The organism is Streptomyces sp. NPDC025806 (genome assembly GCF_055558275.1).
Genome location: NZ_JBVHMU010000025.1, coordinates 23,419 through 37,543 on the forward strand (window position 1 = coordinate 23,419; position 14,125 = coordinate 37,543).

9 protein-coding genes are annotated in these 14,125 nt (G+C 72.1%); 2 read left to right on the forward strand and 7 right to left on the reverse strand.

The window, feature by feature from the left end:
* Positions 1-34: 34 nt before the first annotated feature.
* Genes ACZ4E1_RS36125 through ACZ4E1_RS36140 form a run of 4 tightly spaced genes read right to left on the reverse strand, consistent with a single transcriptional unit; the run spans position 35 to position 5,440 of the window.
* Positions 35-3,136, reverse strand: a complete 3,102-nt coding sequence (locus tag ACZ4E1_RS36125) for a type I polyketide synthase (protein WP_467547545.1) — start codon at positions 3,134-3,136, stop codon at positions 35-37.
* Complete coding sequence (locus tag ACZ4E1_RS36130; protein ID WP_467547547.1) at positions 3,133-3,894, reverse strand: thioesterase II family protein; 762 nt, start codon at positions 3,892-3,894, stop codon at positions 3,133-3,135. Before ACZ4E1_RS36130 ends, ACZ4E1_RS36125 begins: the two co-directional genes overlap by 4 nt.
* Entirely contained in the window at positions 3,891-5,141 is a 1,251-nt protein-coding gene (locus tag ACZ4E1_RS36135) for a cytochrome P450 (protein ID WP_467547549.1), read from the reverse strand. Before ACZ4E1_RS36135 ends, ACZ4E1_RS36130 begins: the two co-directional genes overlap by 4 nt.
* Complete coding sequence (locus tag ACZ4E1_RS36140; RefSeq protein ID WP_467547551.1) at positions 5,138-5,440, reverse strand: phosphopantetheine-binding protein; 303 nt, start codon at positions 5,438-5,440, stop codon at positions 5,138-5,140. Before ACZ4E1_RS36140 ends, ACZ4E1_RS36135 begins: the two co-directional genes overlap by 4 nt.
* Positions 5,441-5,694: 254 nt before the next feature.
* Between ACZ4E1_RS36140 and ACZ4E1_RS36145 the strand changes: the two genes are divergently transcribed.
* The gene (locus ACZ4E1_RS36145) at positions 5,695-7,197 is read left to right on the forward strand and encodes an FAD-dependent monooxygenase (RefSeq protein WP_467547611.1); all 1,503 of its coding nucleotides are present in this window, start codon (positions 5,695-5,697) and stop codon (positions 7,195-7,197) included.
* 36 nt (positions 7,198-7,233) lie between these two features.
* Positions 7,234-7,926 carry a 4'-phosphopantetheinyl transferase family protein gene (locus ACZ4E1_RS36150; RefSeq protein ID WP_467547553.1) on the forward strand — a complete coding sequence of 231 codons (693 nt, stop codon included), beginning with the start codon at positions 7,234-7,236 and terminating at the stop codon, positions 7,924-7,926.
* Here the strand turns inward: ACZ4E1_RS36150 and ACZ4E1_RS36155 are convergent.
* The 3 genes from ACZ4E1_RS36155 to ACZ4E1_RS36165 all read right to left on the reverse strand — a co-directional run bounded on the left by ACZ4E1_RS36155 (position 7,901) and on the right by ACZ4E1_RS36165 (position 14,122).
* The gene (locus tag ACZ4E1_RS36155) at positions 7,901-9,127 is read right to left on the reverse strand and encodes a cytochrome P450 (protein ID WP_467547555.1); all 1,227 of its coding nucleotides are present in this window, start codon (positions 9,125-9,127) and stop codon (positions 7,901-7,903) included. The genes ACZ4E1_RS36150 and ACZ4E1_RS36155 overlap by 26 nt on opposite strands.
* 354 nt (positions 9,128-9,481) lie before the next feature.
* Positions 9,482-10,225: a thioesterase II family protein gene (locus ACZ4E1_RS36160; protein WP_467547557.1), complete on the reverse strand. Its 744-nt coding sequence runs from the start codon at positions 10,223-10,225 to the stop codon at positions 9,482-9,484.
* Positions 10,226-10,267: 42 nt separating this feature from the next.
* Complete coding sequence (locus ACZ4E1_RS36165) at positions 10,268-14,122, reverse strand: non-ribosomal peptide synthetase (protein ID WP_467547559.1); 3,855 nt, start codon at positions 14,120-14,122, stop codon at positions 10,268-10,270.
* Between the last annotated feature and the right edge of the window lie 3 nt (positions 14,123-14,125).

A 14,125-nucleotide genomic window follows, 5' to 3' on the forward strand; every position in this document is an offset into this window, starting at 1 on the left:
GGTTGTTGGGCGAACAGGTGCGGCGCAGGCGGTGCTACACGTATCCGCGGTCGATCAGTGCGTAGAGATCGTCATCGCTGTCGTCCGGCGCGTCCGGAGCCGCCGGAGCGGCAGACGCCGGCACCGGGACGGGCGCCGCGTCGGCAGCCGGTTCGAGGAGGGAGTACAGGTGCTCCGCGAGCGCCCTCGGCGTGGGGTAGGTGAACGCGACGGTCGCGGGGAGCCGCACCCCGGTGGCCGCGGTGAGCCGGTTGCGCAGGCCCACGGCCATCGGGGAGTCGAAGCCCAGGGCCTTGAACGTCTCCGTGGCGCGGGCCAGGAGGTCGCCGCCGGTCGCCGGGGCGTCGGCTCCGGTGAGCAGGGCCGCCGTCTCGGCGCACACGAGGTCGAGCATCGCCGCCGCCGAGGCCGGGGCCGCTGCCGCGCCCGGGGCGCCGCCGCTGTCCGCGGTCGTGGACTCGTCCGGTGCCGTCAGCCAGTACCGCTGCCGCTGGAAGGCGTACGTCGGCAGTCCGGTCCTGCGTGCCCCCTCGGTGGGGAGCACGGCGTTCCAGTTCACCGGCCCGCCGCGCGTGTGGAGGCCGGACAGGGAGCGGAGGATCTTGGTGAGGCTGCCGTCGCGCTTGTGCAGGGTGCTGACCACGACGGGCGGGTCGGCCAGCGCGTCGGCGGCCTCCTCCATCGCCATCTCCAGCACGGGGTGCGGGCTGACCTCGACGAAGACACCGCCGCGCGTGCGCATGAGGTGGTCGACGACCTCGCCGAAGCGGACCATCGAGCGCAGGTTGTCGTACCAGTACGCGCTGTCGAGCGCGCGGGTGTCGAGGGGGCCGCCGGTGACGGTGGAATGGAACGTGACGGCGGACTCGCGCGGCTCGACGCCGTCGGTCCCCTCCAGGAGCGCCTCCCGGATGTGCTCGACGTGGTGGGAGTGCGACGCGTAGTCGACCCTGACCCGCCGGACCCGTACGCCGTCCTCCTGCGCCGACGCGGCGAACGCGTCGAGCGCCTCGTCGTCGCCGGAGACCACCACCGAGGCGGGCCCGTTGACGACGGCGAGGGAGAGCCTTCCCGTCCAGCGTTCGAGGCGCTCGCGCACCCACTCGGGCGTCGCGCCGACCGCGCACATCCCGCCCGGCAGGGCCAGCTCCTTCAGCGTCCGGCTGCGCCGGGCGATGATCCGGGCCGCGTCCTCCAAGGAGAGCGCCCCGGCCACGCAGGCGGCGGCGATCTCGCCCTGCGAGTGGCCCACGACCGCTTCGGGGACGATCCCGAGGGACCGCCAGACCTCGGCGAGGGACACCATCATCGCGAACAGCGCGGGCTGGACGACGTCCACGCGGTCGAGGGAGGCGGCCGACTCGCTACCGGTCACCACGTCGACCAGGGACCAGTCGACCCACGGCTCCAGCGCCCGCGCGCAGGCGTCGATCGAGCGCGCGAAGACCGCCGAACCGGCGTACAACTCCCGGCCCATGCCGAGCCACTGCGAGCCCTGGCCGGGGAAAACGAAGACGACGGGGCCCGCGGCGCTGCCGGTGGCCACGCCGCGCACCACCGTGGGCGCGTCGGTCCCGTCCGCCAGCGCGGCGAGTCCGGCGAGCGCCTCGTCGCGGTCGCCGGCGAGGACGACCGCCCGATGGGCGAGCTGCGACCGGGTCGCCACGAGCGCGTGCCCCACGTCGGCGACCGACAGCGCGGGGTCCTGGGCGACGAACTGCGCGAGCCGGGCGGCCTGTGCGCGCAGGGCCTGCTCCGAGTGCGCCGACAGCGCCCACGGGACGACGCCCGCGGGAGCCTCCTGCGCGGCGGTGCGGTCGGCGCGGTCGGTCCGGTCCTGGTGCTCGGGGGCCTGCTCCAGCAGGACGTGCGCGTTGGTGCCGCCCATGCCGAAGGCGGACACTCCGGCCAGGCGTCGCCGTCCGGCGGCGGCCGGCCAGGGACGGGTGTCGGTCAGGACCTCGAAGTCCTGCGCGAAGTCCGTGACGGCGGGGTTCGGGGAGCGGAAGTTGAGGCTCGGGACCAGGTGGGCGCGGTCCAGGCAGAGCGCGGTCTTGACGAAGCCGACCATCCCGGCGGCGGGTTCCAGGTGTCCGACGTTCGTCTTCGCCGAGCCGACGATCAGGGGCCGGGTCCGGCCGCTCCCGCGCAACACCTCGCGCAGGCCCGACAGTTCGGCCGGGTCGCCGCGCCGGGTGCCGGTGCCGTGGGCCTCGACGTAGTCGACGGCGTCGAACGAGGCGCCCGCGCTCGCGAGCGCGGACCGCACCGCCGCCGCCTGGGCCTCGGGGCTGGGGTCGGGCATGCGGGTGGACGCGCCGCCGCTGCCGACGCCCCAGCCGCGCACCACCGCGTAGATGTGGTCGCCGTCCGCGACTGCGAGGTCGAGCCGCTTGAGCAGGACGAACGCCCCGCCCTCGCCCCGGGCGAAGCCGTTGGCGCGCGCGTCGAAGGTGGCGCAGACGCCGTCGGGCGACAGGGCGCCGAGGTTGGCCAGGCCGGCTCCCTGCTCGGGGTCGACGATCAGGTGCACGCCTCCGGCGAGGGCGAGATCGACCGCGCCGCTGCGGATCCGCTCGCAGGTCAGCGCCAGCGACACGAGGGAGGAGGCCTGTCCGGAGTCCGCGCAGAAGCTCATGCCGCGGACGTCGAAGAGGCCGGAGATCCGGTTCGCGATCAGGGCGCCGCTCGATCCGAGGGCGGCGTAGTGGTCGTCCTGGTCGCTGCCGGATCGTTTGCGCAGTTGCTCGTAGCCGGAGGGCGCGGCACCGACCACGACGTCGATCTCGCGGCCGGCGAGCGAGGACGCGGGGACGCCGGCGTCCTCGACGGCCTCCCAGGCGAGTTCGAGACCGAGCCGCTGGACGGGGTCCATGGCGGCGGCCTCGGCCGGGCCCGTGCCGAAGAACTCCGCGTCGAATCCGTCGACGGCGTCGAAGAAGGATCCCGACCTCAGGGTGTCGGCGTCGGGGTGGGCGAGGTAGTCCGAGTCGGCGTCCGCCGCCCGGTGCGCGGGGAAGCGGCCCACGGTCGACTTCCCGTCGCGCAGCAGGCTCCAGAACGCGCCGAGGTCGGGCACCCCGGGGAATCGGCACGACATCCCGATCACGGCGACATCGCCGGCGGCCCCGCTCATACGTGTCCCTTCCGGTTCTCCGGGAGCCAGGCGGTCAGCAGGTGCCGCAGCTCCTCGGGCGCGTCCATGAAGTCGTAGCGGCCGCCGTCGAGGACGCGGAACTCCACGGAGTCCGCGTACCGCCGCCAGCCCTGGAGCTGTTCGAGGCTGACGTCGCGGTCCTCGCTCCAGTGCAGTACGTCGACGGGGCAGGGCAGCGCCGCGGGCTCGGTGCGCCGGTACTGCTGCGCGGCGGCGTGGTCGCGGACCAGCACCATGAGTCCCAGGGCGACCATGTCCGGCCGCGGCTCGATGCCCCGGCTGCGGATGAACGCCTCGACCTCGGCGCCCAGTTCGTCCTCGGACATGGCGAGCATCCGGTCGCTCGCGGCGTCGTGCGGGGCGGGCTGCGCGGAGACGAACAGCCGCGCGGGCGCGGGCAGTCCCGCCGCGGCGAGCCGGAGCACCGTCTCGTAGGCGGGCATGGCCCCGGCGCAGTGCGCGAAGAAGGCGAACGGCCGGTCGAGCAGCGGGGTCAGCTGCTCGACGAGCGCGTCGGCCAGCTGCTCGTACGTGCCGTAGTGCGGGTGGCCGAGCCGGTTCTCCCGGCCGGGGAACTGCACGGGGCAGATCTCGACGCCGTCGACGGCGGTCGGCCAGGCGCTGAAGGCGGAGGCCCCGGATCCGGCGAAGGGGAAGCAGAAGAGCCGGGCGGCGTGGTCCGTGGACGGCGGCCGCACGAACCACGGCGAGGCGACGGTGGTGGAGCCGCTGGTCATGGCGTCTGCCGTTTCTGCGCGGTGACGGGGAGATGGGTCAGCCCGGCGATGAAGTACGAGCGCAGGTGCTCGGCCTCGCCCGCGAAGTCGATGGAGTCGAAGCGCTGGAGCAGTTCCTCGAAGAAGATGCGCAGCGTCATCCGGGCCAGCGGGGCACCGATGCAGAAGTGCGGACCGAAGCCGAACGCGACGTGCCGCTTGGCGCCTTCACGGGTGATGTCGAAGGTGTGCGGATCGGGGAACTGGGACGCGTCCCGGTTGGCGGATCCGATCCAGGCGACGACGGCTCCCCGGGCGGGGATGGTCTCCCCCGCGACCTGCACGTCGTCCACGGCGTAGCGCATGAAGTTGCACGCGGCCGAGGTCCAGCGCAGCCCTTCCTCGACGAGGTTCGGGATCAGCGTCGGATCGGCCTGGGCCTTCGCGAACTGCTCGGGCCGCTCGATCAGCGCCTGCACCGTGCCCGAGACGGTGTGCGGGGTGGTCACGTTGGCGCCGAGCAGGATGCTGTACCCGTCGAGGGCGATCTCCTCGTCGGAGAGCGGTGCGCCGCCGGGGCGGACGCTCATGAGGTGGTGCAGCAGGCTGTCGTCCTCGCCGCCCGACGAGCGGCGGGCGCCGACCCACTCCTTGACGTAGGTGAGGAGTTCGTGGTGGGCGATGGCGAGGGTCGCGGCCTCGTTGCCGAGCTGGAAGTGCGGGTCCGAGGGCGCCGTCACCATCGCGGTGAGCTGGACCAGTTCCTCCCAGTCCTTCTCCGGGAGGCCGAGCAGCGGGCCCGTGACCATCGCCGGCAGCAGCAGCGCCCGCTCGGCCAGGTCGAAGGGCTCGCCGTCGAGCGCCGGTTCCAGGAAGCGCACGATCGTGCCGCGGATCGATTCCTCCCAGGACCTGACGGCCCGGGCGGTGAGCTTGGAGCCGAGCGGCCGGCGGACCTCGGTGTGCCGCGGCGGGTCGGTGGACGTCATCAGCACGCCCGCCGCGACGTCGTCCGTCCCGAGGTGGGTGGGGACGGTGCCGCGCTCGGAGGTGAACTCGCGGTGGTCTCCCAGGACCCGGCACACGTCCTCGTGCCGGGTCACCGACCAGAACTCCCGCCCGTCGGGCAGCACCTGGTGGTGGACGGGCGCCTTGTCCCGCATCACGTCCCAGATCGGGTGCGGATCGCCCGAGCCGTACAGGTCCAGGTCGAACAGGTCGACGGTGTCGAGGTCGACGTCGCGTGCGGGCCCCGGCGTGAGCCTCACGCCGCCGCCCTCCCCTGCTCGATCAGCTCGGCCACCCGGGCCGGGGTCTGCGCCAGGTAGAAGTCGCGCACGGACAGCTGGACACCGTAGGTCTCCGCCACCCGCTCGATGATCTTGATCCCGGTCAGCGAGTTGCCGCCGAGCGAGAAGAAGTCGTCGTCCGTCCCGACCTCACGGCCGTCGAGCAGCTCGCTCCACAGCTCGGCGATCTCCTGACCCAGGGTCAGCGGCGTGCCGTGTCCCTCCGAGGTCCCGTCCTGCCCACCGTGCCGGTGGATCACCTGAGGCGACGAATCCATGGCCCGTCCTTCCTGTGCGCTGTCCCGCCGGCGAGACAAATCCGTTGGATGGCCGAGGGGAGTGTTACGCGAACGCGCGGCCGGTCACACCGGGCCGGTGACGGCACGCGCGCGGGGTCCGACTGCCTTGAAAGCGGGGCGGCGGCTCTTCATGCTGACGCTCCGGAAGACCCGCAGGACTGTCCCGCCGGCGGGACGGAGCAGTCGTGCCAAGGCCCAGTGGATTGAGGGGTAACGACGTGGGACACACCGGCATGGACGCGGACGTACTGATCGCCGGCGCCGGGCCGACCGGCCTGATGCTCGCCTGCGAGCTGCGCCTCGCGGGCGCCGACGTGATGGTGGTCGAGAAGCGCTCGCAGCGCTCGGGCGAGTCACGGGCCGGCGGGATCCACTCCCGCACGCTGGAGGTGCTGGACCAGCGCGGCATCCTCGACCGCTTCCTCGCGGCCGGCGAACTGCAGCCCGTGGGCCACTTCTCCGGCCTCTACCTCGACTTCGACGAGTCCGAGTCGCGCCACCCGTACCCGCTGATGATCCTGCAGTCCGTGATCGAGGAGTTGCTGGAGGAGCGGGCTCAGGAGCTCGGCGTGCGGGTGCGCAGGGACGGCGAGGTCGTCGGGGTGCGCCAGGACGCGTCGGGTGTGAGCGTCGACGTGCGCTCGGAGCGGGAGGCTCCGGCGACGCTGCGCGCCCGCTATCTCGTCGGGTGCGACGGTGGCCGCAGCACCGTGCGCAAGCTGGCGGGCATCGGCTTCCCCGGCACCGAGCCGACCATGACCGCGCTCATCGGCGACGTGGAACTCCCGGACCTCCCCGAGGACTACGTGTGGGTGCGGCGCTGCGCGGGCGGCGACTACTCCGCGATCGCCTTCGAGCCGGGCTGGTACCGGGTGATCGCGTCCGAGTACGACCGGGTGCCGGACCGCGACGAGACCCCGACGTTCGAGCAGCTGCGGGAGAGCCTGACCCGGCTGGCCGGCACGGACTTCGGCATGCGCAACCCGCGCTGGATCTCCCGGTTCAACGACGCGGCGCGACAGGCCGACCGGTACCGCGACGGGCGCGTGCTGCTCGCCGGCGACGCGGCGCACATCCACTTCCCGGCCGGCGGCCAGGGACTGAACATGGGCGTGCAGGACGCGGTCAACCTCGGCTGGAAGCTCGCCGCCGTGGTGTGCGGGCGGGCCCCCGAGAGCCTCCTGGACAGCTACCACGCCGAGCGTCATCCCGTCGGGGAGCGCGTCCTGCAGAACACGCGGGCCCAGTCGGCCCTGGTCCGGCCCGGCGCGCAGACGGAGGCGCTGCGCGAGGTGTTCGGCGCGCTCATGGTCTTCGACGACGTGAACCGGCACCTGCGCCACATGCTGACCGCGCTCGACCTCCGGTACCCGGTCGGGGGCGACCATGTGCTGGCGGGCCTGCGGGTGCCCGACGCCGACCTCAAGACTCCCGACGGCGCCGTCAGCGTGTACGAGCTGCTGCACGCGGGGCGTCCTGTCCTGCTCGACCTTCAGGGCAGCCCCGCGATCGCGGCGGCGGCGCGCGGGTGGGCCGACCGCGTCGACGTGGTCGAGGCGCGCGGCGAGGAGGAGTACTGGCCGGTCCCGGCGATCGGCGACATCCCCGCTCCCGCCGCGGTCCTCGTGCGCCCCGACGGCCATGTCGCGTGGGCCGCCGACGAGGACGAGACACCGGACCTCGCGGAGCTCCGCACCGCGCTGACCACCTGGTTCGGCCCCGCCGCCCAAGGGTGAGCGGAGGCCCGCGCAGTGCCCGGGTCGGGTGAACTCATGCAGCACATCAGCGAGTTGGAGAGCGTCGGCGTCGGCTCGGGCGAGGTGCGTCTGTGGCTGGCGCGCACCGATGCCGGGAGCGTGAACGCGGGCGGGATCCTCGACGCGGAGGAGCAGAGACGGGCCGAGGCGTTCCGCTTCGAGCGGGACCGGGCGCGTTATGTCGCCACGCACGTCGCGCTGCGCCGTGTCCTCGCCGCGGCGCTGGGCGGGCACCCGGGCGAGCTGCGGTTCCTGCGGCAGACCTGCCCGGAGTGCGGCGGTCCGCACGGCCGCCCGGCGCTCCGCGACGCGCCGGACACCCACTTCTCCCTGTCGTACAGCGGCGGCCTGGCCCTGGTGGCGGTGGCCCCCGCGCCGGTGGGCGCCGACATCGAGCGGCTGCCCGGCGCGGAGGCGACCGAGGACCTCACCGCGATGCTGCACCCCCGGGAGCGCGAGGAGATCGCCGCCGCCGGGGGCGCCGCGGGCCGGCGCCGCGCCGTGGCCCGCGCCTGGGCCCGCAAGGAGGCGTTCCTCAAGGGGCTGGGCTCGGGCCTGGCGCGCGGCGCCGACCGGGACTACGTGGGCACCGGCCCCGTTCCGGACTCCCCCGACGGCTGGGCGGTCGCGGACGTCCCGGTGCCCGGGGGCTACGCGGCGGCGGTGGCCGTGGGCCCGGACGTCAGCGGGCCGGCTCCGTCCAGGTGACCGGGAGTTCGTGCACTCCGTAGATGTTCATGTTGGTCCGCAGCCGCACCTCGTCCGTGGGGACGGCCAGCTGGAGGCTCGGGAAGCGGCGGAGCAGGGCGTCGAAACCCGCGCGCATCTCCAGCCGGGCCAGTTGGGCACCGAGACACTGGTGCACGCCGTGCCCGAAGGCGAGCTGGCCGCGGGCCGAGCGCCGGATGTCCAGGGTGTCCGGGTCCTCGAAGCGCTCGGGGTCCCGGTTGGCCGCGAGCAGGGAGACCACGACGGTCGAGCCCTGGCCGATGGTCTCGCCGCCGAGCTCGATGTCCTCCGTGGCGTAGCGGAAGAAGATGTCGGCGACGGACAGGTAGCGCAGGAGTTCCTCGACCGCGTCGGGCATGAGGTCGGGGTCGAGGCGCAGCGCCGCCGCCTGCTCGGGGTGCTCCAGGAGCGCGAAGGTGCCGAGGCCGAGCATGTTGGCGGTGGTCTCGTGGCCCGCGATCAGCAGCAGAAAGGCGATGCCCGTCAGTTCCTCGACGGTCAGCTCCTCGCGGCGGGCCAGGTCGGACAGGATGTCCTCGCCGGGGATCTCGCGCTTGCGGGTGACCAGTTCACCGAGGTACGTCGTCAGGGCGGTGTATGCCGCGATCTTGTCCTCTAGCGAAACGTCCTTCTCCATGAACGTGGCCGAGTCCGCCTGGAAGTTGTCGCGGTCCTCGTAGGGGACGCCGAGCAGTTCGCAGATCACCAGGGTGGGCACCGGGAGTGCGAAGTGCTTGACCAGGTCGACCGGGGGCGTCATGCCCGCCATCTGGTCCAGCTGCCGTTCGACGATGCCGGTGATGTGCTCCTCGAGCTGCTTCATCCGTTTGACGGTGAAGGCGCCGGTCAGCATGCGCCGCAGCCGGCTGTGGTCCGGCGGGTCCATGCTGATGAACAGGCCCGGCACCTGGGGGGACGGCTCGGTGGGCGTGGGCATGCCGGGCGTCTCGTAGGGGATGTGGAGGACGCCGAGGTCCTCGCGGGAGCTGAACCGCGTGTCGGCCAGCAGCTGCCGGGCGGCGCTGTACCCGGTGACGAGCCAGCCCTCGTGGCCGTCGGGGAAGACCATCGGGGAGACGGGGCGCTGCTCGCGCAGCCGGGTGATCTCCCGCGGCGGATCGAACGGTCCCGCGTCGCGGTCCATGGGAAGGCCCTGGGGGACGGAAGGCAGTCGGCTCATGGGGGGTTCAACTTCCTCGTCGGTGAAGGCGGCGGGCATGGTCGGTGCCCTTGATCCACACTCTCTCCATGACGCCCCCATGGCGCCACACGATGGCACCGTAATGAGCCAAAGTGGCACCCTGGTACGGCTCATGGCGGGGGATCACTTCTTGATCCACCGGAAAGATGACCGCCGACAGCGCCTTTTACACCCCCTGACCCCATCTGTCGTGCCGTGATGCCGACTCCGGCAGGTGGCTCGTCCTGGCATCAAGGATGCGCCAAAGTGAGGCCACGTCAGAAGTACGGCACAGCACGGCGCCGCCCCGGGACCCGAGGTCACCGGAGCGGCGCCGACAAGAAGCCCTGGTGCTCAGCCGATACGTACCGGTCGGTCGGACTCCGCCTCGATCACGTCCAGCACCTCACGGCCCAGATCGACCAGATACATGTGGTCCCCGGGGAACTCGACGTAGCTGAACTCCGCCGTCGTGGCGTCCTGCCACTGCCGGGCCTCCTCCGCCGTGACCAGACCGTCGGAGTCACCCCGCAGCGAGCAGATCGGCACCGAGACCGGCACGTCCGTGCTCGGCACATAGCTCTCGTGCATCTCGCAGTCGGCCTGCAGCACGGGCAGGATCAGTTCACGCATCTCCGGGTGGTCGAGCGCCTCGTGCCGGAAGCCCGCGAACTCCTCGACCCTGGCGAGGAACTCGTCGTCCGGCAGGCCGGCCGCCCGGCGCTCGCGCTGGGTCCAGGGGCCCGGCGAGCCGCTGACGACCAGCCGCTCGACCTCCACCCCGCGCGCGCCGAGCAGATGCACCAGTTCGTAGGCGAGGACCGCGCCCAGGCTGTGGCCGAACAGCACCACCCGGGTGCCCGCGCCGAGGTCCTCGACGATGGAGTCGACCGAGGCCTTGGCCGCCTCGAAGACATTGCGGAAGGGCTCCTCCATGATCCGCCGCTCCCGGCCGGGCAGCTCGACCGAAGTGACGCGCCACCGGTCGCCGGCCAGCTTCTGCCACGGGTGGAAGAACGAGGGCCCCGCGCCCGCGAACGGCACACACAGCAGTGCGGCCGGGCCCTCGTGCCCCGTGGACCTGACGTGCTCTGTCACTACCACCAACCCCCATCATCCGTACGGTGTTCCGATGTCACGTCAGTCCGCCAGTTTCCGGTTGATCACCTCGAAGATCTCCGCCACGGGGGCGGGCATGTGCAGGTCGCCGTGCGTGGCCTGCACATCGTGCTCCTCGATGGACCCGCGTACGTAAGGCCGCCACAGGGGCGCCCAGGAGCCCTCCTCCTTGAGCGCCGCGTTGAAGAACAGCACGTCGCCGCTGTAGACCGGCTGGTGGTACTTGGCCATGACCTGCTGGTTGTTGGCGAGGACCTTCGCCATGGCGTCCAGGAACTGTTCCTTGTTGTCGGTCTTCACGAACTGGCCGAAGTACCCCTCGAGGTCCTCCCGGTACTGCGCGACGGCGCGACCGGCCAGCTGCGCGAAGCCTTCCTGGGCCGGCAGGGAGTCGAGGATGGCCAGGAACGCGACCTCGTGCCCGCGCCGCTCCAGCTCGGCGGCGATCGCATGGGCGACGGTGCCGCCGTAGGACCAGCCGATCAGGTAGTAGGGCCCCTCCGGCTGCACCGCGAACATCTGGGTGAGGTAGTCGTCGACCATCTCCTCCACCGAGGCCGGCAGCACCTCGGTGCCGTCGAAGCCGCGGGACTGCAGGGCGTAGGCCTGACGGTCCCGCAGGTGCAGGACGAAGCTGAAGTAGCCCCAGCCCACTCCGCCGCCGCCGTGGAAGAACCACACCGGCGCCTTGCTCGCGTCCGGCTCGCTGTTCAGCGACATGACCACCGCGAACGGGTCGCTGTGGTCCTGGTGGGCGCCGCCGGTGAGCAGCACCACGGCCAGTTCGGCCACGGTCGGGTACTTGATGATCGTGCTCAGCGGGAGCGCGACGTCGAACTGCTTGCGGATCCGCGCGCTGAGCCGGGTGGCCATGAGCGAGTGTCCGCCGAGTGCGAAGAAGTCGTCGTCGATGCCGATCTTCTCGACGCCGAGCAGCTCGCCGAAGAGGGCGCACAGCTTCTCTTCATGGGGGTTGCGCGGCTCCCGGACCGACTCGGTGTTCGCGTGCTCCGACGGCAGCGCGCGCCGGTCGAGCTTGCCGCTCGGGTTCAGCGGGATCACCGTGAGCGGGATCAGGGTGGGCGGCACCATGTACTCGGGGAGCCTGCCGCGCAGGTGCTCGGACAGGTCGGCGAGCAGCGTGCCGACCGCCTCGGGACCGTACACCCGGCATCCCTCGCCGGCCGGGGCGTCGCCCGTGACGGCGTCCGGGGTGGGCACGAGGTAGCCGACGAGGCGCTTGTCGCCCTCCTGGCTCTCGCGCACCACGACGGCGGCCTGTGCCACGGCCGGGTGGGCGGTGAGTGCTTGCTCGATCTCGCCGAGCTCGATGCGGTAGCCGCGGATCTTGACCTGGAAGTCGGTCCGGCCGAGGTACTCCACCTCACCGTCCGCGTTCCACCGCACCAGGTCACCGGTCCGGTACATGCGACCGCCGGGTTCACCGAACGGGCACGCCACGAACCGGCCCGCCGTCAGACCCGTCTGACCCAGATATCCGCGAGCCAGACCCGCGCCCGCCAGATACAGCTCGCCGGCGACTCCCGGCGCGACCGGGCGCAAGGCCGAATCCAGCACGTACACCTGCGTGTTCCAGACCGGCGCACCAATCGGCACCCGGTCCGCACCCGGCACGAACTGGTGCGCCGTCACCTCCACCGACGCCTCCGTCGGCCCGTACAGATTGTGGATGCCACACGCCGGCAGCACCTCGGCCACGCGCTGGGCGAGCTCCGGCGGGAACGCCTCCCCCGCCACCTCGATCCAGCGCAGGTCCGTGCACTCCTTCGCCGCCGGCTCGGCCACGAACACTTCGAGGAGGGAGGGGACGAAGTCGGCGCCGGTGACGCCCTCACGGCGGATCAGGTCCGCGAGATACGCCGGGTCGCGGCGGCCGTCGGGACGCGCGATCACGATCGACGCACCCACCTGCAACGGCGCGAACAACTCCGGCACCGACACATCGAAACTCGCCGTCGTGCTCAACAGCACCCGGTCATCCGCCGTCACATCGAAGTGCGACAGACCCCACGCCAACCGGTTCATGATCGACCGGTGCGCCACCTGCACACCCTTCGGACCACCCGTCGAACCCGACGTGAAGATCACATACGCCGCATGATCCGGCGACAACGACCGCTCCGGATTCGACTCCGGATACCCGGACACGTCCGGCAACTCCTCGTCCAGCACCAGCAACGGCCGCGCACTGTCCAGCACATGCCGCACCCGGTCCTCCGGCAACTCCGGATCCACCGGCACATACGCGGCACCCGACTTCACCACCGCATAGATCGCCACCAGCAGATCCACCGACCGCGGAATCTTCACCGCGACCAGATCCTCCGGACCCGCCCCCTGCTCCACCAACCAGTGCGCCAACCGATTCGCACGCCGATTGAACTCCCCATAGGTCAGCGACTCCGACTCACCCACCAGAGCCACCCGCTCCGGAGTCCGCTCCACCTGCGCCTCAAAAGCACCCGGCAACGTCCCCGCCACGACATCGTGCGCCGTGTCGTTGACGCGCCGCACCAACCAGTCCCGCTCCTCCTCACCGAGCACGTCGATCGTGCCGACCGGGGCGGCCGGTGCGGCGATCAGTTGCTCCAGGACGCGGACGAAGCGGTCGGCGATGGCCTCGGCCGACCCCCGGTCGAAGAGGTGCGTGGCGTACTGGAGGTCGCCGCGGAGCGCTCCCGCGTCGTCCTCGGTCAGGAAGAAGAACAGGTCGGACATGGCGGTCGAGGTGATCGCCTGCTCGAACTCGACCTTGACGCCGGGAAGCTCGAAGTCCCGCTTCGCGAAGTTCTGCCAGGCGAACATCACCTGGAACAGGGGCTGGTACGCGGCCGAGCGGTCGGGGTTGATCGCCTCGACGACCACGTCGAACGGCACGTCCTGGTGCTCGTACGCGGTCAGTGCCTTGTTGCGCACCTGCGCGAGCAGGTCGGTGAACGACGGGGTGCCGGAGAGGTCCACGCGCAGCACCTGGGTGTTGACGAAGCAGCCGACCAGGTCGGCCAGCGCCTCGTCGGTCCGCCCGGCGATCGGCGAGCCGATCGTCACGTCGTCTCCGCCGCCGAGCTTCTGCAGCAGCACGCCGAGCGCCGCCTGCAGGAGCATCGACATGGTCGTCCCGCGCTCCTGCGCCAGCTTCTGCAGGCCGGCGCCCACCTCGGGCCGCACGACGAGGGGGACCGTGTCGCCGCGGGAGCCGCCCTCCGCGGTCCGGGGGCGGTCCAGCGGCAGGTTCAGCGGTTGCGGCACGCCCGCGAGTTCGGTGCGCCAGTAGTCGACCTGGGCCGCCGCGAGACTGCCCGGGTCCGTCACGTCGCCGAGCACCTCACGCTGCCACAGCGCGTACTCCTTGTACTGGACGGGCAGCGGCTCCCAGGCCGGCGCGCGGCCCTCCAGGCGCGCGGTGTACGCCTCGGCCAGGTCGCGGGCCAGCGGCGCGCCCGAGCTGCCGTCGGAGGCGATGTGGTGGATGACCAGGACGAGCACATGCTCCTCGGGCGCGCACCGCAACAGGCTGGCACGGAACGGGAGTTCGCCCGTCAGGTCGAAGCGGTGCGAGACCGCCGCGTCGATCGCCGCGGGGAGGGCCCCGGGCGCCACCTCGACGACCGGGAGCTCCGGCCTCGCCTGCTCCGGCGGCAGGATCCGCGAGACCGGCTCCCCGTCCTCGTCCGTCGCGTACATGGTGCGCAAGATCTCGTGCCGGCCGAGCACGTCGTGCATCGCCGCGGCGAGGACAGCCTGGTCCAAAGGCCCGGTCAGCCGGAACGCCGCCGATATGTTGTAGGTCTCCGCCCCCTGCTCCAGTTGGTGCAGCAGCCACATACGGCGTTGGGCGAATGACAGCGGAATCATTGC

Excerpts from the sequence above, each read along its gene's own strand:
- ACZ4E1_RS36125 (WP_467547545.1), bottom strand. The coding sequence starts at position 3,136 with ATGAGCGGGGCCGCCGGCGATGTCGCCGTGATCGGGATGTCGTGCCGA.
- ACZ4E1_RS36130 (WP_467547547.1), bottom strand. The coding sequence starts at position 3,894 with ATGACCAGCGGCTCCACCACCGTCGCCTCGCCGTGGTTCGTGCGGCCG.
- ACZ4E1_RS36140 (WP_467547551.1), bottom strand. The coding sequence starts at position 5,440 with ATGGATTCGTCGCCTCAGGTGATCCACCGGCACGGTGGGCAGGACGGG.
- ACZ4E1_RS36145 (WP_467547611.1), top strand. The coding sequence starts at position 5,695 with ATGGACGCGGACGTACTGATCGCCGGCGCCGGGCCGACCGGCCTGATG.
- ACZ4E1_RS36150 (WP_467547553.1), top strand. The coding sequence starts at position 7,234 with ATGCAGCACATCAGCGAGTTGGAGAGCGTCGGCGTCGGCTCGGGCGAG.
- ACZ4E1_RS36155 (WP_467547555.1), bottom strand. The coding sequence starts at position 9,127 with ATGAGCCGACTGCCTTCCGTCCCCCAGGGCCTTCCCATGGACCGCGAC.
- ACZ4E1_RS36165 (WP_467547559.1), bottom strand. The coding sequence starts at position 14,122 with ATGATTCCGCTGTCATTCGCCCAACGCCGTATGTGGCTGCTGCACCAA.